The organism is Actinomadura vinacea (assembly GCF_039532545.1).
GTDB lineage: Bacteria > Actinomycetota > Actinomycetes > Streptosporangiales > Streptosporangiaceae > Spirillospora > Spirillospora vinacea.
In genome coordinates this window covers 56135-75694 of the sequence record NZ_BAAARW010000003.1, presented here as the reverse complement: position 1 = coordinate 75694, position 19560 = coordinate 56135, and the positions used below count along the sequence as shown (strand labels likewise).

Annotated in this window: 21 protein-coding genes and 1 tRNA gene; 13 read left to right on the top strand and 9 right to left on the bottom strand. The window is 71.2% G+C overall.

Annotated elements, in window-relative coordinates; genetic code table 11:
- Nucleotides 1-21: 21 nt before the first annotated feature.
- Together ABD340_RS04840 and ABD340_RS04835 are read right to left on the bottom strand one after the other, a co-directional pair.
- Complete coding sequence (locus tag ABD340_RS04840) at nucleotides 22-783, bottom strand: isocitrate lyase/PEP mutase family protein (protein ID WP_344587225.1); 762 nt, start codon at nucleotides 781-783, stop codon at nucleotides 22-24.
- Between the two features lie 209 nt (nucleotides 784-992).
- Nucleotides 993-1412: a T3SS (YopN, CesT) and YbjN peptide-binding chaperone 1 gene (locus ABD340_RS04835; protein ID WP_344587224.1), complete on the bottom strand. Its 420-nt coding sequence runs from the start codon at nucleotides 1410-1412 to the stop codon at nucleotides 993-995.
- 285 nt (nucleotides 1413-1697) lie between these two features.
- On the opposite strand from ABD340_RS04835, the gene ABD340_RS04830 reads away from it, so the two are divergent.
- The 4 genes from ABD340_RS04830 to ABD340_RS04815 all read left to right on the top strand — a co-directional run bounded on the left by ABD340_RS04830 (nucleotide 1698) and on the right by ABD340_RS04815 (nucleotide 6218).
- Nucleotides 1698-2729: an alpha/beta hydrolase gene (locus tag ABD340_RS04830; protein ID WP_344587223.1), complete on the top strand. Its 1032-nt coding sequence runs from the start codon at nucleotides 1698-1700 to the stop codon at nucleotides 2727-2729.
- Between the two features lie 440 nt (nucleotides 2730-3169).
- Nucleotides 3170-4816 (top strand): M4 family metallopeptidase, encoded by a 1647-nt coding sequence (locus tag ABD340_RS04825; RefSeq protein WP_344587221.1) that lies wholly within the window; start codon nucleotides 3170-3172, stop codon nucleotides 4814-4816.
- Between the two features lie 100 nt (nucleotides 4817-4916).
- Nucleotides 4917-5900 carry a M28 family metallopeptidase gene (locus ABD340_RS04820; protein WP_344587220.1) on the top strand — a complete coding sequence of 328 codons (984 nt, stop codon included), beginning with the start codon at nucleotides 4917-4919 and terminating at the stop codon, nucleotides 5898-5900.
- A 105-nt stretch (nucleotides 5901-6005) separates the two neighbouring features.
- Nucleotides 6006-6218, top strand: coding sequence for a DUF2277 domain-containing protein (locus ABD340_RS04815; protein ID WP_344587219.1), 213 nt, complete (start codon nucleotides 6006-6008; stop codon nucleotides 6216-6218).
- Between the two features lie 25 nt (nucleotides 6219-6243).
- Here ABD340_RS04815 and ABD340_RS04810 read toward each other — a convergent pair whose 3' ends face one another.
- Nucleotides 6244-7263 (bottom strand): aspartate-semialdehyde dehydrogenase, encoded by a 1020-nt coding sequence (locus ABD340_RS04810; protein ID WP_344587218.1) that lies wholly within the window; start codon nucleotides 7261-7263, stop codon nucleotides 6244-6246.
- A 456-nt stretch (nucleotides 7264-7719) separates the two neighbouring features.
- Here ABD340_RS04810 and ABD340_RS04805 point away from each other — a divergent pair, with 456 nt between their 5' ends.
- A complete protein-coding gene (locus tag ABD340_RS04805; protein WP_344587217.1) occupies nucleotides 7720-8049 on the top strand; it encodes a PspC domain-containing protein in 330 nt (109 codons plus the stop codon).
- 76 nt (nucleotides 8050-8125) lie between these two features.
- Here ABD340_RS04805 and ABD340_RS04800 read toward each other — a convergent pair whose 3' ends face one another.
- Together ABD340_RS04800 and ABD340_RS04795 are read right to left on the bottom strand one after the other, a co-directional pair.
- Nucleotides 8126-9586: an MFS transporter gene (locus ABD340_RS04800; RefSeq protein ID WP_344587216.1), complete on the bottom strand. Its 1461-nt coding sequence runs from the start codon at nucleotides 9584-9586 to the stop codon at nucleotides 8126-8128.
- 103 nt (nucleotides 9587-9689) lie between these two features.
- A complete protein-coding gene (locus ABD340_RS04795; RefSeq protein WP_425547317.1) occupies nucleotides 9690-10022 on the bottom strand; it encodes a metallopeptidase family protein in 333 nt (110 codons plus the stop codon).
- Nucleotides 10023-10062: 40 nt separating this feature from the next.
- Here ABD340_RS04795 and ABD340_RS04790 point away from each other — a divergent pair, with 40 nt between their 5' ends.
- Both ABD340_RS04790 and ABD340_RS04785 read left to right on the top strand, forming a co-directional pair.
- A complete protein-coding gene (locus ABD340_RS04790) occupies nucleotides 10063-11649 on the top strand; it encodes a metallophosphoesterase family protein (protein ID WP_344587214.1) in 1587 nt (528 codons plus the stop codon).
- Between the two features lie 70 nt (nucleotides 11650-11719).
- Nucleotides 11720-11792, top strand: a tRNA-Glu gene (locus ABD340_RS04785).
- A 298-nt stretch (nucleotides 11793-12090) separates the two neighbouring features.
- On the opposite strand, the gene ABD340_RS04780 is transcribed toward ABD340_RS04785, so the two are convergent.
- Genes ABD340_RS04780 through ABD340_RS04770 form a run of 3 tightly spaced genes read right to left on the bottom strand, consistent with a single transcriptional unit; the run spans nucleotide 12091 to nucleotide 13177 of the window.
- A complete protein-coding gene (locus tag ABD340_RS04780; protein WP_344587212.1) occupies nucleotides 12091-12252 on the bottom strand; it encodes a hypothetical protein in 162 nt (53 codons plus the stop codon).
- Between the two features lie 30 nt (nucleotides 12253-12282).
- Nucleotides 12283-12741, bottom strand: a complete 459-nt coding sequence (locus tag ABD340_RS04775) for a type II toxin-antitoxin system VapC family toxin (protein ID WP_344587211.1) — start codon at nucleotides 12739-12741, stop codon at nucleotides 12283-12285.
- On the bottom strand, nucleotides 12731-13177 hold the full coding sequence (locus tag ABD340_RS04770; RefSeq protein ID WP_344587210.1) for a type II toxin-antitoxin system Phd/YefM family antitoxin: 447 nt from the start codon (nucleotides 13175-13177) through the stop codon (nucleotides 12731-12733). The genes ABD340_RS04775 and ABD340_RS04770 overlap by 11 nt, the downstream gene beginning before the upstream one ends.
- Here ABD340_RS04770 and ABD340_RS04765 point away from each other — a divergent pair.
- Nucleotides 13176-13529 (top strand): hypothetical protein, encoded by a 354-nt coding sequence (locus ABD340_RS04765; protein ID WP_344587209.1) that lies wholly within the window; start codon nucleotides 13176-13178, stop codon nucleotides 13527-13529. The two genes, ABD340_RS04770 and ABD340_RS04765, sit on opposite strands and share 2 nt — an antisense overlap.
- Before the next feature lie 61 nt (nucleotides 13530-13590).
- Here the strand turns inward: ABD340_RS04765 and ABD340_RS04760 are convergent, their stop codons facing one another.
- The gene (locus tag ABD340_RS04760) at nucleotides 13591-13803 is read right to left on the bottom strand and encodes a hypothetical protein (protein WP_344587208.1); all 213 of its coding nucleotides are present in this window, start codon (nucleotides 13801-13803) and stop codon (nucleotides 13591-13593) included.
- A 244-nt stretch (nucleotides 13804-14047) separates the two neighbouring features.
- Between ABD340_RS04760 and ABD340_RS04755 the strand changes: the two genes are divergently transcribed.
- From ABD340_RS04755 to ABD340_RS04735, 5 genes are all read left to right on the top strand, one after another.
- Complete coding sequence (locus ABD340_RS04755; RefSeq protein ID WP_344587206.1) at nucleotides 14048-14707, top strand: flavodoxin family protein; 660 nt, start codon at nucleotides 14048-14050, stop codon at nucleotides 14705-14707.
- A gap of 82 nt (nucleotides 14708-14789) precedes the next feature.
- Nucleotides 14790-16028, top strand: coding sequence for a YlbE family protein (locus tag ABD340_RS04750; protein ID WP_344587204.1), 1239 nt, complete (start codon nucleotides 14790-14792; stop codon nucleotides 16026-16028).
- A 12-nt stretch (nucleotides 16029-16040) separates the two neighbouring features.
- Nucleotides 16041-17390 (top strand): glutamine synthetase family protein, encoded by a 1350-nt coding sequence (locus tag ABD340_RS04745; RefSeq protein WP_344587203.1) that lies wholly within the window; start codon nucleotides 16041-16043, stop codon nucleotides 17388-17390.
- The gene (locus ABD340_RS04740; RefSeq protein ID WP_344587202.1) at nucleotides 17387-18088 is read left to right on the top strand and encodes a gamma-glutamyl-gamma-aminobutyrate hydrolase family protein; all 702 of its coding nucleotides are present in this window, start codon (nucleotides 17387-17389) and stop codon (nucleotides 18086-18088) included. Before ABD340_RS04745 ends, ABD340_RS04740 begins: the two co-directional genes overlap by 4 nt.
- Nucleotides 18078-19556, top strand: a complete 1479-nt coding sequence (locus ABD340_RS04735) for a purine-cytosine permease family protein (protein ID WP_344587201.1) — start codon at nucleotides 18078-18080, stop codon at nucleotides 19554-19556. The genes ABD340_RS04740 and ABD340_RS04735 overlap by 11 nt, the downstream gene beginning before the upstream one ends.
- Nucleotides 19557-19560: the final 4 nt, after the last annotated feature.

The window sequence follows — 19560 nt, the reverse complement described above, 5'->3', positions numbered from 1 at the left end:
CAAGGCCACGTCGAGACAGCCCTAGACGTCGTAGGGGTCCTCGCCCGCCAGGAGGCGGTTCGCCATGCCCTTCAGCGTCTCCAGCGCCATCAGGTACGGCATCGGACCGAACGAGACGCGGGCGACGCCGAGCTCGGCCAGCCGGGCGATGTCGACGCCGGGGAAGGCGTTGGTGTTGATCGGCCCGGGGATGCCCTTGACGAGTGCGGCAATGTCCTCGTCGGCCGAGACCATGATCGGGTAGATGCAGTCGGCGCCCGCCTCCAGGTAGCGGCGGCCGCGCTCGACGGCCTCCGCGACGGGGTCGGGAACCTTGGCGACGAACACGTCCGCGCGGGCGTTGACGACCAGGTCGACGCCCGCGGCCGTGGCGGCGTCCCGGACGGCGGCGATGCGGTCGGCCTGCGCGGAGACCTCGACCAGCTCATCGGTCCGGTGGTCGGTGTCCTCCAGGTTGCAGCCGACCGCGCCGATCGCGGCCAGCCGGTCCACCAGTTCGGCGGCGGGCAGCCCGTAGCCCGCCTCGGCGTCGACGGTCACCGGCACCTCGACCGCGCGGATCACCCGGGCGGCGGCGGCGAACATCTCCTCGGCCGGGGCGCCCTCGTGGTCCGGGAGGCCGAGCATGGCGGCGATGGCCGCGCTGGCGGTGGCGATGGCGGGGTGGCCCGCCTCCTCGACGATCTTGGCGCTGGCGGCGTCCCACACGTTCGGCAGGAGCAGCGGCTCGCCGGGCCGGTGCAGCTCGCGCAGCCGGGCGGCCTTGGCATTGCGGTCGGTCACGGTCTCTCCCCCTGTCGGCCCCTCATGGGGCGACGGCACTGTCACTGGAGAAGACCTCAAAGCGAGGCGGTTCGTGACAGGCGCGGGGGAGGGACGGTCCGGGACCGCCCCGGGCCGTGACCTGCCGGCCGGGCGGGGAGCCGAGCCGCACGGCTGCGTACCGTCCCGGCACCGGTCAGGTCACGGCGCGTTCAGCGGGCGCGCCGGTGTCAGGCGTTCTCCTCGAACGTCTTCTTGCCGCCGAACTTGGCCTGCAGCTCGTCGTCGTACCTGTCGGCCGCGCCGCTGATCAGCGCGCACGCCCGCTCCAGCTCCTCGGGCTGCAGGGAGTCGGCCAGCATGTCGGCGCTGAAGATCACCCGGCCCTTGCGGAAGTAGGCCTGGATGCCGTAGATGCCGGCGTTGATCTCGTTGAGCTCGCGCAGCAGCTCGTAGCTCTCCTCGACCCCGCTCAGCACCGAGGACACGACCTCGACGCGGTAGGGCTCGCGGTTGCCCACGCGGACGTAGTACAGGGCGCTGCCCCGGCGCACCGGAACGTCGCCGTCATCGTCCTTGACCAGGCTGTCGGTCTCGAGGTAGGCGCTGAGGATCTTGTCGACGTAGGCGACGGTCGTCTCTCGGCTCATGTGCGCGCTCCTCCGATGGGAATCGGTATTTTCGGGCAGGCGCCGATGACCGATCCGGCCACGGCGCCAATGGGCGGAGGCTAGCAGACCGCGATCAACTCTGACTTAACGTCGAATGGACCGACCTGACCAGCCCGTTCGCGACGGTGAATACCCGCCGAAATCGACAGTAGCCGCGGCGGACATCGGACGGAACGCGCGGAAAGGTGAACCGTCCATGCCATGGGTTAGCGTCGACGAAGATCGCCGATGACGGCGAGGGTCTCCGATGCCGAAGGAGAGCGCATGCTGCCCTGGTCCGCCGAGTTCGCCGGCCGCCTCGAAGAGCGGGTCGTCAGCAGCGAGGTGCTGCGCGGCAACCCCCTGAACGACCCGCACGAGCGCCCAGTGTGGGTGTACCTGCCACCGGGCTACGACGACGACCCCGACCGCCGCTACCCCGCGGTGTACGTGATCCAGGGGTTCACCGGGCACATCACGATGTGGCGCAACCGCATGCCGTTCCGGCAGCCCTTCCCGGAGACGGCCGACGCGGTGTTCGCCCGCGGCGAGGCCCCGCCCGCGATCGTCGTGTACGTCGACGCCTGGACCTCCTACGGCGGCAGCCAGTTCCTCGACTCCCCCGGCACCGGCCGCTACCACACCTACCTGTGCGACGAGGTCGTCCCGTGGGTCGACGCGCAATACCGGACGCTGCCCACGCCCGCGCACCGCGCCATCACGGGGAAGTCGTCCGGCGGGTACGGCGCGATGATCACGCCGATGCTGCGGCCCGACCTTTTCGGCGCGCTGGCCACCCACGCGGGCGACGCGCTCTTCGAGTACTGCTACCTGGGCGACTTCCCCGCCGCGGTGCGGCACCTGCGCGCCTATGACGGCGACATCGGCCGCTGGTGGGACGACTTCAACTCCCGGGTCTCGTTCACCAAGCCCGAAGACGCCAATCTGCTGGAATTCATCGGCTACACCGCGGCCTACTCCGCCCGCGACGACGGCACGCCCGAGCTGCCGTTCGACACCGTCACCGGGGTGCTGAAGCCGGAGGTCTGGCAGCGCTGGCTCGACCTCGACCCGGTGCGGATGGTGCCGCGGTACGCCGAGGCGCTGCGCTCCCAGCGGGCCGTCTGGATCGACGGCGGCACCCGCGACGAGTGGTACCTCGACGTCGGCGCCCAGGCGTTCCGGCAGGCGCTGCTCGACAACGGGGTGGACGAGACCGTGATCCACTTCGAGCTCTTCGACGCCGCCCACGGCGGCATCGACTACCGCTACCCGCTCTCCCTGGCCTGGCTCTGCGAGCGCATCGCGCCCGCCTGACCCCGGCCCCGCTCCAGAACGTTCCAGCAGGATCGAGCACCGGCCGCGACCGGGCCGTCACAGGCCCGGACGCGGCCGGTGTCGTTTTCGTTACGCCCATTCCTCCTGCTCGGAGGGCGGTTTCAGACCTTTCACAGCACGCCCGGCAAATATTGAAAATCCAGTATGGAATTGATTGATTGACACATCACTCGCATCAGGGTGCACTTCTGGACAGTTCAGTCGTCCGGCCCGGGTTCCGGAGCCCGCGCCAAGCGTCCCGTGCCCCGCCACGGGGGATCGCGGACGCGGCGGGCCCCACCCGCCGCGCCCGTGCCGGCCCCGAGCGGGGTTCCACTCCCCATTCGCCGCCAGGCGGACCCGAACGGCCGCGGAGCCCTCCCACAAGGACCTTCACGGAACCGCTCGCGGCCGCCCGGCCCTTGGAAGGAGCACCCCCCGTGCGACACCAGACCGCGCTCGCGGCCGCGGCGATCTCCGTCGGCCTCGCCGTGTCGATGTCCTCGCCCGCGGCCGGGACGGCCGCACCCCCGGCCCCGTCCCCCTCGTACAAGGTCGACCGCGCCCGCGCCGCCGCCTCGGCCGACCGGCTGGTCGCCTCCGGCGCCGCCCGCGTGCACGTCTCGCCCAAGGACAAGATCGTCCGCCGCGGCGTCACGGCCGGAGCCGGCGGGCTGCAGTACGTCGCCTACGACCGCACGCACGACGGCCTCCCCGTCCGCGGCGGCGACTTCGTCGTGGCCACCGACGCCGCCGGGAACGTCCTGAGCACCTCGGTCGTCCAGACCGCCCCGCTGTCGGTCTCCACGACACCGAAGCTGGCCGCGGCCAAGGCGGCCACGGTCTCGCGCGGACGGCTGGCCAAACCGTCGCGCGTCTCCGCACCGGTCCTGACCGTCCTCGCCGAAGCGGGCGGCCGGCTCGTGTACGAGACCGTCGTGGACGGCTCCAGCGCCGGCGCGAACGCGCGGCCCAGCCGCCTGCACGTCCTCGTCGACGCCAACGACGGCACCGTCGTCCAGCAGTGGGACGAGGTCCAGGACGCCGACGACGACCTGACCTACTACCACGGAGGCAGCCAGCGGCCTTCGCACATCGACACCACCGCGTCCGGCAGCACCCGCAGCATGCGCGACCCGAACCGGCCCGGGATCAGCTGCGCCAACCAGAGCGGCACCGTCTTCTCGGGCGCCGACGACGTCTGGGGCAACGCCGGCGGCACCAACATGGAGACCGCCTGCGCGGACGCGATGCGCGCCGCCGCCGCCGAGTTCGACATGTCGAAGACCTGGCTGGAGCGCAACGGCCTCAACGGCAGCGGGGGCGGCTGGCCCATGCGCGTCGGCCTCAACCAGGCCAACGCGTTCTGGAACGGCAGCTACGCCAACTTCGGCCGCAACAGCGCCAACACCCGCCAGGCCACCCCGACCGACGTCGTCGCACACGAACTGGGCCACGGGATCTTCCAGAACACCCCCGGCGGCTCGGGCGGCTCCAACGAGAAGGGCGGGCTGAACGAGTCCACCGGCGACATCTTCGGCGCCCTCACCGAGTGGTACCTCAAGGAGCCGCGCGTCACCGAGCAGATCTCCGGGACGACCGCGCTGCTCAACTACGACCCGCCCGACTACCTGGTGGGCGAGGAGGTCGACCTCGTAGGCCGCGGGGCCATCCGCAACATGTACAACCCGTCGGCGATCAGCAACAACCCCAACTGCTACTCCTCGTCCGTGCCCGGCATGGAGGTGCACGCGGCGGCCGGCGTCCAGAACCACTGGTTCTACCTGCTGGCCGAGGGCTCCAACGCCAACGACGCGGCGAACGGACGGCCCAACAGCCCGACCTGCAACGGATCGACCGTCACCGGGGTCGGCGTGCAGAAGGCCGGCCGGATCTTCATGGAGACCCTGAACCTGAAGACCAGCACCTGGACCCACGGCACCGCCCGCCGCGCCTCGCTCCAGGCCGTGCTGAACCTGGTCCGGGTCGGCAAGGCCACCTGCACCGACTTCACCAGGACCCGGGACGCGTGGACCGCCGTCAGCGTCCCGGCGGCCAGCGGCGAGCCCACCACCTGCACGAGCTGACCCTTCGAACCCGGCCGTGCGGGACGGGATCTCGGCCCGTCCCGTACGGCCGCACCCGCCAGCCCCCCGCCGCGTTCCGCCCCCTAGCGGAGGAGACCGCATGAAATCCCGCCTGCTCGCCCTCGCCGGAGCCGCCGCTCTGGCGGCCGGCGCCCTGGCCGCGCCCACCACGGCCGCGGCCGCCCCCGCACCGGCCGTCGCGGCGGCCCCGGACATCCCCATCGCCAACGTCAAGGCCCACCTGGCCCAGTTGCAGTCGATCGCCACCGCCAACGGCGGCAACCGCGCCCACGGCCAGCCCGGTTTCCGCGCCTCGCTCGACTATGTGAAGGCCAGGCTGGACGCCGCCGGATACCAGACCACCATCCAGTCGTTCACCGCCAGCGGCGCCACCGGCTACAACCTGATCGCCGACTGGCCCGGTGGCGACGCGAACCAGGTGCTGATGACCGGGGCCCACCTCGACGGCGTCCGCGCGGGCGCCGGGATCAACGACAACGGCTCCGGCTCGGCCGCCGTCCTGGAGACCGCCCTGGCCGTCGCCCGCAGCGGCTACCGGCCCGCCAAACACCTGCGCTTCGGCTGGTGGGGCGCCGAGGAGCTGGGCCTGATCGGATCCAACCGGTACGTCGCGAGCCTGCCCGCCGCCGAACGGACGAAGATCAAGGGCTATCTGAACTACGACATGATCGGCTCCCCGAACCCCGGCTACTTCGTCTATGACGGGGACAACTCCGACGGCGTCGGCTCCGGCCCCGGCCCGGCCGGCTCCGCCGAGATCGAACGCACGATCAACGGCTACTTCAGCGGGATCGGCGTGCCCACTCGCGGCACCGACTTCGACGGCCGCTCCGACTACGGCCCGTTCATCCGCGCCGGGATCCCGGCCGGAGGCACGTTCACCGGTGCCGAAGGCCGCAAGACCGCCGCCCAGGTACAGCTGTGGGGCGGCCAGTCCGGAGTCGCCTTCGACCGCTGCTACCACGGCTCCTGCGACTCGAGCTCCAACATCAACGACACGGCCCTGGACCGCAACTCCGACTCCATTGCGCACGCCGTCTGGACGCTGGCCGGCGGCGCCTGACCCGCCCTCCCCGAACCGCCCCCCGCCGAGAAGAAGATCCGGCCCCCGGTGCCTGCGCACCGGGGGCCGGATCGCAATGTCACACCCGTTGGCGAGAATGGGGTCATGTGCCGCAGCATCAAGACCCTCAGACCACCGTTCACCGAGACCGTCACCGACGACGACGTCAGGGCGGCCGCACTCCAGTACGTCCGGAAGATCTCCGGCTTCCGCGCCCCCGCCGCGCACAACGCCGAGGCGTTCGACCGCGCCGTGGACGAGATCGCCCGCAGTACCGCCGACCTCCTGTCCACCCTGGAGGTCAAGGGCCGCCGCTGACCGCCCCTCGTTCAGCGGGCAGTGATCACTCGGCGGCGACCAGCTCGGCGATCTGGACGGCGTTGAGAGCGGCGCCCTTGCGCAGGTTGTCGCCCGCGCAGAACAGCGCCAGCCCGTTGTCCACCGTCTCGTCGCGGCGGATACGGCCGACGTACGTCGGGTCCTGCCCGGCCGCCTGGAGCGGCGTGGGGACGTCCGTGAGCGACACGCCCGCGGCGCCCGACAGCAGCTCGGCGGCGCGCTCCGGCCCGATCGGCCGCTCGAACCGGGCGTTGATCTGCAGCGAGTGCCCGGTGAACACCGGCACCCGCACGCAGGTGCCCGACACCTTCAGATCCGGGATCTCCAGGATCTTGCGGCTCTCGTTGCGGAGCTTCTGCTCCTCATCGGTCTCCGCCAGCCCGTCCTCGACGATCGCCCCGGCCATCGGCAGCACGTTGAACGCGATCGGCCGCACGTACACCTGCGGGTCGGGGAACTCCACCCCCTTGCCGCCGTGGGTCAGCCGGTCGGCGCCCTCGACGACCTTGCGGGTCTGCTCGTGCAGCTCGGCCACCCCCGCCAGCCCGCTGCCGGAGACCGCCTGGTAGGTCGACACCACCAGCGAGACCAGCCCCGCCTCCGCGTGCAGCGGCCGCAGCACCGGCATCGCGGCCATGGTGGTGCAGTTCGGGTTGGCGATGATCCCCTTGGGCCGCTGCCGGACCGCGTGCGGATTGACCTCGGCGACGACCAGCGGCACCTCGGGGTCCATCCGCCAGCCGGAAGAGTTGTCGATCACGACGGCGCCCGCGGCGGCGACCTTGGGGGCCAGCTCCTTGGAACTGCCCTTCCCCGCGGAGAACAGCACGATGTCCAGGCCGGCGTAGTCGGCGGTGGCCGCGTCCTCCACCGTCACCTCGGTGTCCTGCCACGCCAGCTTGCGCCCGGCGGACCGGGCCGACGCGAACAGCCGCACCTCCTCCACCGGGAATCCGCGTTCGGCCAGGATTCTGAGCATCACGCCCCCCACCTGCCCGGTGGCGCCGACGATCCCGATTCTCATGCCGCTCCTTCTGTCGTCCCGCTGCTCGTCCAGTGTCCAGGTCGCTGACCTGGGCCAACGAGTCTGCCCAGGGCGACGCCGGAACGTCCAGTCAAATACACCGTTCCACACAACCTTAAGCAGTGCCGGTCAGCGGAAGGCGCCCAGTCCCGTAATGGCCCTACCCAGCGTGAGCAATTGGACCTCCTGGGTTCCCTCGCAGGCCAGGACGGGCTCCAGGTCGTTCATGTTCCGGGGCTGACGTTGGCGAGCTTCCCGCACGACACGCGGTGCGATGTGACCTTGCCCTCGTCCCTGAGCCGCCCGATCTGCGTCCACGCGGGAACGAGACATGGGCTCTGGGCAACGCCGTCAGGGTATGGCCAGGGCGAACGCCCTCCGGGCCAGGGTCGGCTCAGGGGCGAATCAGGGCGAATCCCGATGTCAAAGCCAGACGGAGATGGGCAGGATCAGAGCATGGACATCGAGAAGAGCACCACCGGCAAGCAACTGCGCCGCACCCAGGAGGGACGGATGGTCGCGGGCGTCTGCTCCGGCGCCGGCCGCTACCTGGGCGTGGACCCCAACATCCTGCGGCTGGCCATGGCCGTCATCACGATCTTCGGCGGCGCCGGCGTCGCGCTGTACGCGATCGCCTGGATCCTGATCCCCGAGGAGGGCCACGAGACCTCGATCGGCGAGGACCTCATCAAGAAGGCCAACGAGAGCCCCGTCGTCCAGGACGCCGTGCAGAAGTCCAAGAACGCCGTCAGCAAGGACTCCAGCAAGGACCGCACCCACGTCTGAGCCCGTGGCCGTGCCCTCGCCGCCGATTCCCGCTGAGCGAGCCGGGCTGCTCCCTGGGAGCACGCCCGGCTCCCGATCAGGGAGCGGGGGCGGAGCGCCACACCCCGCGCGGCGGCCTCTCCGGACGGGCGTCCACCGCTTCGGCCACCGGCGCGCCCTCCGTTCCCGGGGAGTCCGGGACGTCCTCCACGCCCCTGGGCGGCACCCGTTCGGTATCCGGCGCCCCTGCCCCCGGCCCCGACCCCGACCGCGGGCCCGAGTCCGAGCCGCCGCCCGCCTGCTCGTACATGGACGCGATCACCTGGCCGCGCACCTGGTTCCAGGAGAGGGTCAGGACGGCCGCCACCGACAGCCCCAACGCGCCCGCGAAAGCGACCACCGTCTCCGGCCCCAGCACCTGCGCCGCGGCCCCCGCCACCAGGATCCCAAGGCCCTGACCGGCCAGGATGCCCGACTGCGCCAGACCGAACGCCTGCCCGCGCCCCGACGCCGGCACCGCCGCCACGAACGCGGCGTTCGCGGCCAGCTGGTACGCGCTGCCCATCCCCGACAGCGCCCACAGCACCACCACCAGCCACAGCGGAGGATGCGCCGCCGCCCCGATCAGCGGGGCGCAGGCCAGGATCGACATCCAGCCCATCGACCGGATCCGGTTGGTGGGCCGCACGCACCGACTGAACACGAAAGCGCCGATCACCATGCCCGTCGGCATCGCCGACATCAGCAGCCCCACCGTCACCGCGCCGCCGTCGAAGGTGGCCGCGTACGGCGCCGCCAGCCCCTCCGGGATCACGTAGAACGCGCACAGCCAGGCGAACGACACCAGCGAACGCAGGGTCGGATCGCCGAAGACCAGCCGGCCCCCGTTCCAGGTGCCCTTCCACAACCCCAGCGACTCCCGCTCGCGCCGCTTGGGCGCGGGACGCCGCCGCAGTCCCGCCACCAGGATCACGGCCGACAACGCGAAGGTGACCGAGTCGAGCGCCAGCGCCTCCCGGGTGCCGACCACCGCCACCACCGCCCCACCGGCCAGGAAGCCCAGCATCTGGGTGGCCTGGTGGGTGATGTTGTTGATCGCCGAGCCCGCCACGTACCGGTCGCCCGGCAGCACGTCCGGCAGCACCGCCGCCCGCGCCGCGCTGAACGGCGCCCCCAGCAGCACGGTCAGGAACACCAGCGCGCACAGCATCCAGAACGGCATGGCCTGCAACGCCATGAGCGCGACCAGCGCCGCCCGCACCACGTCGCATATCACCATGACCCGGCGGCGCGGGAAGAGGTCGGCCAGGCCGGACAGTACGGGCCCGCCCACGATCGGCGGAATATAGGTCAGCGCATAGGTGAGGGCCGTGAGCAGAGGCGACTCGGTGCGTTCGTACACCAGCACGGCCAGCGCCACCTGCGCCAGCTGGTCACCCACGAACGACAGGGCCTGGGCCAGCCAGAGCGCGCGGAACTCACTTACCGCGAAGACCTCGCGGTAGGTGGCCTGCGCCTCCGGCGGCCGCCGATGCCGACCGGTCTGCCTCTCCGCCACGCGCGCTCCCCGTCGGGGCCGCCCGCCTTGGGCGCCCCCTCTATTAACTCACGCTGCGTGGCAGTCATGTGACCTACAGTGCCCAATTCGTTGCGGGTACGGCTCAGTAGCCCAGCTCGTGCAACCGCTTATCGTCGATACCGAAGTGATGGGCGATCTCGTGCACGACCGTGATCCGCACCTCGTCGACCACGTCCCGCTCCGTCTCGCAGATCTCAAGGATCTCGTTGCGGTAGATCGAGATGTGATCGGGCAGGACCCCGCCGTACCAGTCGCCCCGCTCCGTCAGGGGTACGCCTTGATACAGGCCGAGCAGGCCGGGCTCGGGAGCGTCGTCCTCGACGACGATGACGACGTTGCGCATGTGCGCGGTCAACTCGTGCGGGACAGTGTCGAGGGCCTCCCCGACCAACTCCTCGAACACCTCACGCGACATCTGGATCACGTCATCATTGTGCAAGACGGAAGGAGACAAAGTGTTCGTCGCGCACCTCCGGACCGCGCTCGCCCTCGTCCGGACCGCGCTTTCCAACCCCAGAGTGCGTCGCTGGGGAGGCGTCTTCGCGGTGGTAATCGCCGGCCTGACCGGCGGACTCATAGGACTCCTCCTGGGCGGCCGCATCGAAACACCCGTCGGCCCCACCGACGTCTCACTCCTCCTACGCCCCCGCTGGGGCGGAGGCACCACGATCCAGGTCCCCCCGCTCGGCGCGCTCAATCTGGACACCCACTGGGGCCCGATCGCCCTGGAGGCCCGCATCACGGAACTGCGGCCGGAACCGGCCCGTGAACTCATCGAGAGCCCCAACGGCCTGAACGGCCTCACGGACCAGATCAGCGACCAGCTCCGGCACGGCGTGATCGTCCTCTTCCTACGCGCCACCGCGCTGGCCCTGACGCTCTCCTTCCTCGCGGGCCTGGTCCTCTTCCGCTCCTGGCGCCGCGCACTGGTCAGCCTCGGCGCCAGCGTCGCCGGAATGCTCGTCCTGACCCTCCTCGCCTGGCTCACGTTCAACCCCCAGGCCGTCGCGGAGCCCCGCTACAGCGGCCTGCTCGCCAACGCCCCCCAGGTGGTCGGCGACGCCCGCAGCATCGTCGAACGCTTCTCCGCCTACCGCGCCCAACTGGCCCGCCTGGTCGGCAACGTCTCCAAGCTGTACGCGGCCACCTCCAGCCTCCCCACCTACGAGCCGGACCCGTCGACCCTCCGCGTCCTGCACGTCTCCGACATCCACCTCAACCCGGCCGCCTGGTCCGTCATCCGCTCCGTCAGCACCCAGTTCCAGGTGAACCTCATCGTCGACAGCGGCGACCTCACCGACCACGGCAGCAAGCCGGAGGAGAAGTTCGCCGACGACATCGAGTCCCTGAAGGTCCCCTACGTCTTCGTACGCGGCAACCACGACTCCCAGAGCATCCAACGGGCGGTCGACCGGCAGAAGAACGCCGTCGTCCTGGACGACAAGCTCCAGGAGGTCTCGGGCCTGCGCATCTACGGCGTGGGCGACCCCCGCTTCACCCCCGACAAGACCACCCGCGACGACAACCTCGGCGCCGACCAGCTACGCGCCCGGGGCGCCCAACTGGCCCAGAAGGTCCGCACCTCCGGCCAGACCCCCGACCTCGTCGTCACCCACGACCCCAACGAAGGCGAGGGCTTCTCAGGGACCACGCCGATCGTCCTGTCGGGCCACGGCCACAAGCGCGCGACCCGCCTGCTCCCCAGCGGAACCCGCCTCTTCGTCCAAGGCTCCACCGGCGGAGCCGGCCTCCGCGGCCTCGAACACGAACAGCCCACCCCCATCGAGCTCTCCGTCCTCTACTTCAGCCGCGCCACCCACCGCCTCCAAGGCTGGGACGACCTCCGCCTAGGCGGCCTGGGCCTCTCCTCGGCCCAGATCGAACGCCACCTGGAACCCGCCCCGGACCGCACCATAGGCACCCCGACCAGCCCAGCCCCCACCAACTCGCCCACGTTCCCGTCCCTGCCCCCATCCCAGTGGCCGACCGAATCGCCCCCCGCAACCAGCTCAACCCCGTCCCGTCCACCAGAAGGCGACTAAACCGTTTATGCGTCCAGCCAGGTTGTCCCCTATGCTGGTCCGGTCAAGTGGCAGCCCACCTGCCACTGGGGCCCCCTTCGTCTAGCGGCCTAGGACGCCGCCCTTTCAAGGCGGTAGCGCCGGTTCGAATCCGGTAGGGGGTACGCCCCGGTCTGCGCGGTTTCGTCGCGGTGGTCGGAAACGCGCGAAGCATGTCAAGCGCTCCACAGGGGCCTTGTGCGCGGAGCGGCGACAGAATGGACCTGCGCGGGCAATCGGGGCACCGAGTCCCCGACCGTCCAGGACCCTCGATTCCGGCCGTGGACTTTCTTCCATGGGGAGACGTTGTCGCCGGTCCACCACGGTGCACGTGCTCGCCCTGGAGCCGGCCTTCCTGTCCTGCGTCGACCCGGGGCGCGGGCTGGAAGGCGTCGGCGCCAAAGTAACCCGTGGCCGCAGTGCTCACTGGCCGATGGACGACTGCCCCTCGGCGAGCTGCGTCGAGGGCAGATCGCACGCTGCGAACGCCATCATCACCTCACGCGGCCCGGACAACCGCTCCGCGAGCTCACCGAGCGTCAACGGCTCCGGTTCGGCCATCGCCTCCGGCCGCTCCGCCAGCAAACCGGCCGGCTCATCTGTCGGTAGAGCGCCTTACCGGTCCCCTGGCGTCTTCGGACGTGTTACGGGGACGACAGTGAGGAGGTCGTCCAATCCTTTGAAGTCGTCGGGATTGGTGGTGAACAGCGGCAGGTCCTCGGCGATGGCGATGGCGGCGATCATCAGGTCGGCCACTCGGCGTCGGGGCTTGCGCCCGGCGCTGATCACGGCCGCACAGACCCTGCCGTAGGCGCGGGCTGCTTCCGCGTCGAACGGGATGGGGTCGAACTCGTTCTCCGCACGCTGGAGCACGTCCAGCCGCCGGGCGCGCTCGGCGTACTCGTCGTAGTCGTCCTGCTCTTCATTCCTGCGCACCTCGTGCGGCCCTGCGGACAGTTCCGCCAAGGTGATGGCACTGATCGCCATCTCTACGGGGAGCTCTTCAGGGTCCACCCACTTGCGCAGGATCATGATGTTCGTGTCGAGCAGCCCCTGCGCGTACTCACCGACCATAAGGGTCGTCCGGTTCCTGGTCGGCTGTGGCATCCTGGTCGGCCCGGAAGGCATCCAGGGAGATGCCGGGGGCGCTGCGGGACATCGCCGCGAACTCGCCGCGGGGCACGAACCGCCTGCGTCGCCGCAACGGAATCAGTTCGCCGATCTGGTGTCCGTCACGCGTGACCGTGAACGCCTGGCCTCCCTGGACCGCGTCCATGATCTCTTTGGACCTGTTACGCAGGTCACGTTGAGTGATCTCAGGCTGCACGCTCATACCATCACGATACCTGGCCGCGCCACGCGGTGCCACAAGGTGGCACATCATCATGAGGCACCTGTCACCCCGTGCCGGCTTCGCCTGTCCCTCGGCACGGCCGTCGGCCAGCCGCGCGATCTCGCGCCCGGCCGCGACCAGGGTGGCCTCGGCGGACGGGTCGAGGGATCGCGGCATGCCGGTCACCGATGCCGGCACGGCCGGCGGCGTCCGCGGCCGGCACGTGCGCCTCAACGATGTCGGCGGCGCTGCGCTCGGCCGCCTCAGCGGCCTTGTCCCGCCGCGCCAGGCGTTCCGTCCGGGCCTTTTCGGCACGCTCGGCGGCCCGCCCGGCATGCGCCGCGGCTTGCTCGGCCTGCTCGGCATAGCGCTGCGCGTCGGCGAAATTCTTCAGCCGCGGGTCGGAACCGAGCTCCTCGCGGACCGCCGTCTGCTCGGCGTGCTCGATCCGCGCCGCCTCCAGACGGCCGGCGGCCTCCGCCTCCTCGCGTTCGGCACGGTCGATCTCCTCGCGCACCCCGGCCAGTGACCGCTGCACAGCCTCGTACGCGCTGTACCCGCCAAGATGCGCGCGGTGCGGCCCTGTTCACCTACAACCATTCGAACGAGTCCTTGCCCGCCCGCCGGTACGAGGCGGCTGCGCGAACCGCCCACGGCACCAAGAGCAGTTCGGGAATCACCGCGCCCTCCAGGTCGCGAGGATCGACGCCCTCGTACCCGCCCCCGGGCTCAGGTTCGCCACCGACCCGCTCGACCTCGCCGTGCCGGTAGACCCGGATCACGCACGTATCGCCCACGAACATGGCCCACCATCCCTGCCGGAGATGGCGCAGAGCCGCGCCTTCGCCGGGCGAGGCCGCGGCGCTAGCTACGCCGCCGGACGCGCGGTCCGCGAGGCCTTGTCGAGCACTGATCGGCGCCCGACCAGCCGGTTCCCGCGCGATGCGGTCGTGGACGGCCTGGTGACGACCCTCTTGACAGCTGTCGCGTCGTCCTCGCACACTGGGGCGCGATATGCAAAAACGCTTTTGCAAAGAGAGGTCGCACATGAAGGTCCTGGCCATCAGCTCCAGCCCGCGCCGCGACGGCAACTCGTGGACCATGGCCGAGGCCGCAGCCAAGGGGGCGCGGGAGGCCGGTCACGAGGTCGAGTCGGTCTACCTCGCCGACCACGTCGGGGGGATGCTGGACGATTGCCGGCGCTGTCGGCTGAGCGACGGCGCCTGCGGGATCGGTGACGGGTACGAGCGGCTGCTCATGGACCGCGTCCTTCCGGCGGACGGGCTGATCATCGCCACCCCCCTGTACTGGTACGGGATGAACGGGCGCCTCAAGACCTTCTTCGACCGCCTCTTCTGCTACACCGCGGGCAGCTCCCCGGTCGGCGAGACCGTCTCCGCCGCGCTGCCGGGCAAGCGGGTCGCCGCGCTGATCTCCTGCGAGGAGAGCTACCGCGGCGCGACCCTCGGCCTGGAGGCGCAGTTCCAGGAGCTCACCCGCTACCTGCACCAGGAGCTCGTCGGCATCGTCGTGGGCGTCGGGAACAGCCGCGGCGAGGTCGGGTCCGATCCGTCCCGTCCGCTGGAGCGGGCCGAGGACCTCGGGCGCCGGCTCTTCGACGTGCGGGTCACCGACTACCGGCTGGACACGCCCCGCTCCAACCGCGTCTGGGGCGCCCCGGAGCACGAGGACGACGAGCTCTACTAGCGGGCGCCGCTCCGTCCCGCCGCGGAAGCGGGCCCACGCGCGTGCTTGCAAAAACGTTTTTTCAAGGCGAAAGGTAGTGGCCATGACGGATCTCAAGGAGCGCAACGAGCACGCGCTGGAGTTGCTGTTCGCGTCCGATCCCGTCCTCGTCGACGTCCGCCCGGCGATCGACGTCCTGCCCGGAATGACCAAGGACACGGTGCTCACCTCGGGCCCGCCGCTGCCGTGGCGGGAGTACACCGGGGGCCAGCGCGCGGGGATCATCGGCGGCGTCCGGTACGAGGAGCTCGCGCCCACGGCCGGGGACGCCGAGCGCCTCCTCGACCGCGGTGACGTCCGCGTCGCGGGATGCCACGACTTCGGGTGCGTCGGCTCGGTCGCGGGGATCACGACGGCGTCGATGCCGGTCCTCGTCGTCGAGGACGCCGGGTCGGGCGGCCGGGGTTTCTGCACGCTCTTCGAAGGGGCGGGGCCCGGCCGGCTCAACTACGGCGTCTACGACGACGGCGTCCAGCGGAACCTGGAGCACCTCGCCGGCGTCATCGGCCCCCTGCTCGGGGAGGCCGTGCGCTCGGTCGAGGGCGGCATCCGGCTGCGTCCGATCATGGAACGGGCGCTGCGCCAGGGCGACGAGCTGCACAGCCGCAACACGGCCGCCTCCGGCCTGTTCCTGCGGGCCCTGCTGCCCGCGCTGCTGGAACTCGACGGCCCGCGGGCGCGGACGCTCGCGTCCTACCTGACCAGCGACGACTACTTCTTCCTCCGGCCGTCGATGGCCGCCGCGAAGTCCATGGCGGACCGGATGTACGCCGCGGACGGCGCGTCGATCGTGACCGCGATGGCGTTCTCCTGCAAGGAGTTCGGCATCCGCGTCGCAGGACTCGGCCCGCGCTGGTTCCGTGGGCCCCTGCCGGAGTATGAGACGGCCGGGTTCCTGCCGGGCCGCGGCCGCGCCGAGATCGAGGCCATCGGCGGCGAGAGCCTGATCACCGAGGTGTGCGGCCTCGGCGCGTTCGCCCAGGCGGCGGCGTTCCCCCTGCAGGCATACCAGGGGGAGCCCGAGGCCATGGTGCGCCGCAACCTCGAGATGTACGAGATCACGGCGGGCGAGCACCCGTCCTTCCGCATCCCCTTCCTCGGCTACCGCGGCACGCCGGCCGGGATCGACGTCGCCCGCGTCGCCACCACCGGCATCACCCCCGCGCTCGACGTCGGCCTCGCGGGCAAGGGCGGCGGCCAGATCGGCGCGGGCTCGTTCCGCGCGCCGCTGCGGCCGTTCGCCGACGCCTGGGACGCCCTCTCCACCATCCCCGCCCCCTGAAGGAGAACCCGCATGGACACTGTTCACCGCATCGCCGCGGAACACGGCGACCTCGCCCGCGACCTCGCCGCGCAGGGCGTCAAGTACGCGGTGGCCGCGTGGATCGACGTCCTCGGCCGCCCGAAGTCCAAGACCGTCCCGATCGACCACCTGCCCAACCTGCTGGCGGGCTCGGAGCGCTACACGCCGCGCGGCATGGGCGGCATCGGGCGCATGGACCCGGTCGAGGAGGAGATCGCGGGGATCCCCGATCCGGCGACCCTGCAGGTGCTGCCCTGGGACCGGCGGGTCGCGTGGATGGTCGCCGACATGTCGTGGGGCGGGCGCGAGCCGTACGCGCTGTGTCCCCGCTCGATCCTGCGCCGGCAGGTCGAGGCCGCCGCGGAGACGGGGTACGTGTGCCAGCTCGGCGTCGAGCCTGAGTTCTACGCGTTCCGGCCGGAGTCTCTCGAAGCGGGGCGCCTCGTCCCGATGACGCTCAGTGAGGAGATCGAGCCGTCGCCCGCCTACGACGTCGAGGCGACGCTGGACTCGCTGCCGTTCCTCGACCGCGTGTGCTCCTACCTGGACGAGCTCGGGTTCGGGGTGTTCAGCTTCGACGCCGAGGGCGGCGAGGGGCAGTACGAGTTCGACTTCGCACACGCGCCGGTGATCGAGGCGGCCGACAAGGTGACGCTGTTCCGGCTCGCGGTGCGTCAGGCCGCCAAGGAGTCGGGGCTGCTCGCCACGTTCATGCCGAAGCCGCGCGCGGAGCTGTGGGGGTCGGGCGCGCACTTCAACATGAGCCTGGAGGACATGGCGGGCAGGAACCTCTTCCGCGCGGCGCAAGGCCGCGAGAACTGGTCGAAGGAGGCGTACCAGTTCGTGGCGGGCGTCCTGCACCACGCGCCGGCGCTGTCCGCCCTGGCGAACCCCACGACGAACTCCTACCGCCGGCTCGTGGAGCGCCTTGCCGACGGCGAGATCTCCTGGGCGCCGACGAAGATCAGCTACGGGTACAACAACCGCTCGTGCATGATCCGGCTACCGGCCAACCGCCCGGCGATCGAGAACCGGGCCGTCGACAGCTCCGCCAACACCTATCTCACCGCCGCGTACATGCTGGCCGCGGGGCTGGACGGCATCCGGCAGGGCATGGACCCCGGACGCGCGAGGGACGACCTGACCTATCTCGCGGACGTGGAGCGGCTGCCGCGCACCCTGCTGGAGGCGGTCGAGGCGTTCGAGAACGACCCGCTGACCGGCGAGGTCTTCCACGAGCGCTTCGTCCGCGACTACGCGGAGATGAAGGTCGCCGAGTGGGAGCGGGCGCATCTCGAGGTGACCGACCACGAGCGCGCGGCCTACCTGCTGAACCTATGACCGTCGTCGCGATCATCGTCGGCCGGGCGCGCGAGCACCTGCGGCTGCACCACGGCTACGCCGACGGCGTGCTCGCCGCCGGGGGCACGCCGGTGCTGGTCCCCGCGTCCGTCCTCGACGGGCGGCTGGCCGGTGCGCTCGCCGGCGCGGACGCGCTGCTGCTCGCGGGCGGCGGGGACGTCCAGCCGGAGCGCTACGGCGCCACGGCCGCCACGACGCTCACCGAGGTCGACCTCGACCGGGACGAGGCGGAGCTGCGAGCGTTCGGCCTCGCGCGGACGAGGGGGATGCGCGTCCTCGGGGTCTGCCGGGGCGCCCAGCTGATGGCCGTCGCGACGGGCGGCCGGCTGATCCAGGACCTGCCCGCGGGCGGCTACGCCCCGCATCTCGGCGTCCTGCACGACAGCGGTTACGCGGCCCTGCGGCACGCGGTCAAGACGGAGCCGGGCAGCCTCGCCGACCGTGTGCTGGCCGGTCTGGACACCGTCAACTCCCATCATCATCAGGCGATCGCCGACCCCGGCGAGTCGCTGCGGCCCACCGCGTGGGCCCCCGACGGGGTGATCGAGGCGGTCGAGGGGCCGGACGTGCTCGGGGTCCAGTGGCACCCCGAGACCGAACTGCGCCTTGAGCGGCGTCACCTGCGCGTATTCCAATGGCTGGTGCACGGAGAAAGGAACCTGGGCGATGGTCTCTGATGTGGCCGAGCCTCCCCGGCCGGCGGCCTTCGAGGACAGGCTGGGCAGGATCGAGCGCTGCGGGATCGAGCACATCCCGGAGAGCGCCCGCAAGTCCGCGCCGCGGAACCTGTTCATGATCCTTTTCGGCGGCAGCCTCACCTTCAGCGTGATCATCATCGGCTGGTTCCCGATCAGCTTCGGGCTCGGGTTCTGGCAGGCGGCGACCGCGGTGGTCGCCGGATCGGCCGCGGGCGCGGCGCTGCTGGCGCCGATGGGGCTGATGGGCCCGCGGACCGGCACGAACAACCCCGTCTCCAGCGGCGCGTTCTTCGGCGTGGCGGGGCGGATCATCGGCTCGCTCCTGGAGGCGACGGCGTCGCTGGCGTTCGCGGCGCTGAGCATCTGGACGGGCGGCGACGCCCTCGCGGGCGCGCTCGCCGCGTTCTTCGACATCGAGGACGCCACGGTGCCCCGGCTGGTCGCGTACGCGGTGCTCAGCGTCGTCGTCACGCTGGTCTCGGTGCTCGGGCACGCCAACATGGTCGCGGCGCAGCGGTTCATGATCCCCACTGCGGGGCTGTGCCTGCTGGTCGGGATCGCCGTCTACGCCCCGGACTTCGACCCGTCCTACCAGGGCACGGGCAGCTACGCGTTCGGGTCCGCGGTGTCCACGTGGCTGGTGTCGGCGCTGATCTGCGCCTCCACGGTGGCGTCCTACGGCGCCTACGCCGGGGACTGGACGCGCCACATCTCGCGGAAGCTCCACACGGACGGGTCCGTCATGCGGGCGCTGCTGCTCGGCGGGCTGTTCGGCATGGGCGGCCCGTTCATGTGGGGCACGTTCACGGCAGCGGCGATGTTCGGCTCCGGGCACGCGGACGCCGACACCCCGTACGTCCTCGGCCTGGTGGACGGCACGCCGATCTGGTTCGTGCCCGCGCTCATCTACCTCGGCCTGGCGTCGGGGACCGCCCAGGCCGTCATCAACACCTACGGGACGGGTTTGGACACGTCCGCGATCATCCCGAGGCTCGACCGCGTCCGGGCGACGCTCGTCGCGTGCGCGCTGGCCACGGTGCTGGTCTACGTGGGCCAATTCAGCTCCGCCGTCGCCGACACGGTCAGCGTGTTCCTGCAGTTGCTCGCCTGTTTCTCAATCCCGTGGATCGTCATGGTCGCGATCGGGCACCGCCGCCGACGCGGCTACTACGACCCGGACGCGCTGCAGGTGTTCAACCGGGGCGAGCGCGGCGGGATCTACTGGTTCTGGCACGGCTTCAACCCGTGCGGCATGGCGGTGTGGGGTGTTGCGGCGTGCACGGGGCTGCTGTTCGCGAGCAACGCCTGGTATGTCGGCCCCGGCGCGGCCCTGGCCGGGGACGCCGATCTGGGCTTCCTGGCCGCCGGGGTCACCGCCGCCGTGCTGTATCCGCTCGCGGTCCGGTTCGTGCCCGACCCGCCGGAGGTGCTCGGCCCGCCCGGCTGAGGCG

Excerpts from the sequence above, each read along its gene's own strand:
- ABD340_RS04835 (WP_344587224.1), bottom strand. The coding sequence starts at position 1,412 with ATGAGCCGAGAGACGACCGTCGCCTACGTCGACAAGATCCTCAGCGCC.
- ABD340_RS04830 (WP_344587223.1), top strand. The coding sequence starts at position 1,698 with ATGCTGCCCTGGTCCGCCGAGTTCGCCGGCCGCCTCGAAGAGCGGGTC.
- ABD340_RS04820 (WP_344587220.1), top strand. The coding sequence starts at position 4,917 with ATGAAATCCCGCCTGCTCGCCCTCGCCGGAGCCGCCGCTCTGGCGGCC.
- ABD340_RS04815 (WP_344587219.1), top strand. The coding sequence starts at position 6,006 with ATGTGCCGCAGCATCAAGACCCTCAGACCACCGTTCACCGAGACCGTC.
- ABD340_RS04810 (WP_344587218.1), bottom strand. The coding sequence starts at position 7,263 with ATGAGAATCGGGATCGTCGGCGCCACCGGGCAGGTGGGGGGCGTGATG.
- ABD340_RS04805 (WP_344587217.1), top strand. The coding sequence starts at position 7,720 with ATGGACATCGAGAAGAGCACCACCGGCAAGCAACTGCGCCGCACCCAG.
- ABD340_RS04795 (WP_425547317.1), bottom strand. The coding sequence starts at position 10,022 with ATGTCGCGTGAGGTGTTCGAGGAGTTGGTCGGGGAGGCCCTCGACACT.
- ABD340_RS04775 (WP_344587211.1), bottom strand. The coding sequence starts at position 12,741 with ATGGTCGGTGAGTACGCGCAGGGGCTGCTCGACACGAACATCATGATC.
- ABD340_RS04765 (WP_344587209.1), top strand. The coding sequence starts at position 13,176 with ATGCCGGTCACCGATGCCGGCACGGCCGGCGGCGTCCGCGGCCGGCAC.
- ABD340_RS04770 (WP_344587210.1), bottom strand. The coding sequence starts at position 13,177 with ATGCCGCGATCCCTCGACCCGTCCGCCGAGGCCACCCTGGTCGCGGCC.
- ABD340_RS04760 (WP_344587208.1), bottom strand. The coding sequence starts at position 13,803 with ATGTTCGTGGGCGATACGTGCGTGATCCGGGTCTACCGGCACGGCGAG.
- ABD340_RS04755 (WP_344587206.1), top strand. The coding sequence starts at position 14,048 with ATGAAGGTCCTGGCCATCAGCTCCAGCCCGCGCCGCGACGGCAACTCG.
- ABD340_RS04750 (WP_344587204.1), top strand. The coding sequence starts at position 14,790 with ATGACGGATCTCAAGGAGCGCAACGAGCACGCGCTGGAGTTGCTGTTC.
- ABD340_RS04745 (WP_344587203.1), top strand. The coding sequence starts at position 16,041 with ATGGACACTGTTCACCGCATCGCCGCGGAACACGGCGACCTCGCCCGC.
- ABD340_RS04740 (WP_344587202.1), top strand. The coding sequence starts at position 17,387 with ATGACCGTCGTCGCGATCATCGTCGGCCGGGCGCGCGAGCACCTGCGG.
- ABD340_RS04735 (WP_344587201.1), top strand. The coding sequence starts at position 18,078 with ATGGTCTCTGATGTGGCCGAGCCTCCCCGGCCGGCGGCCTTCGAGGAC.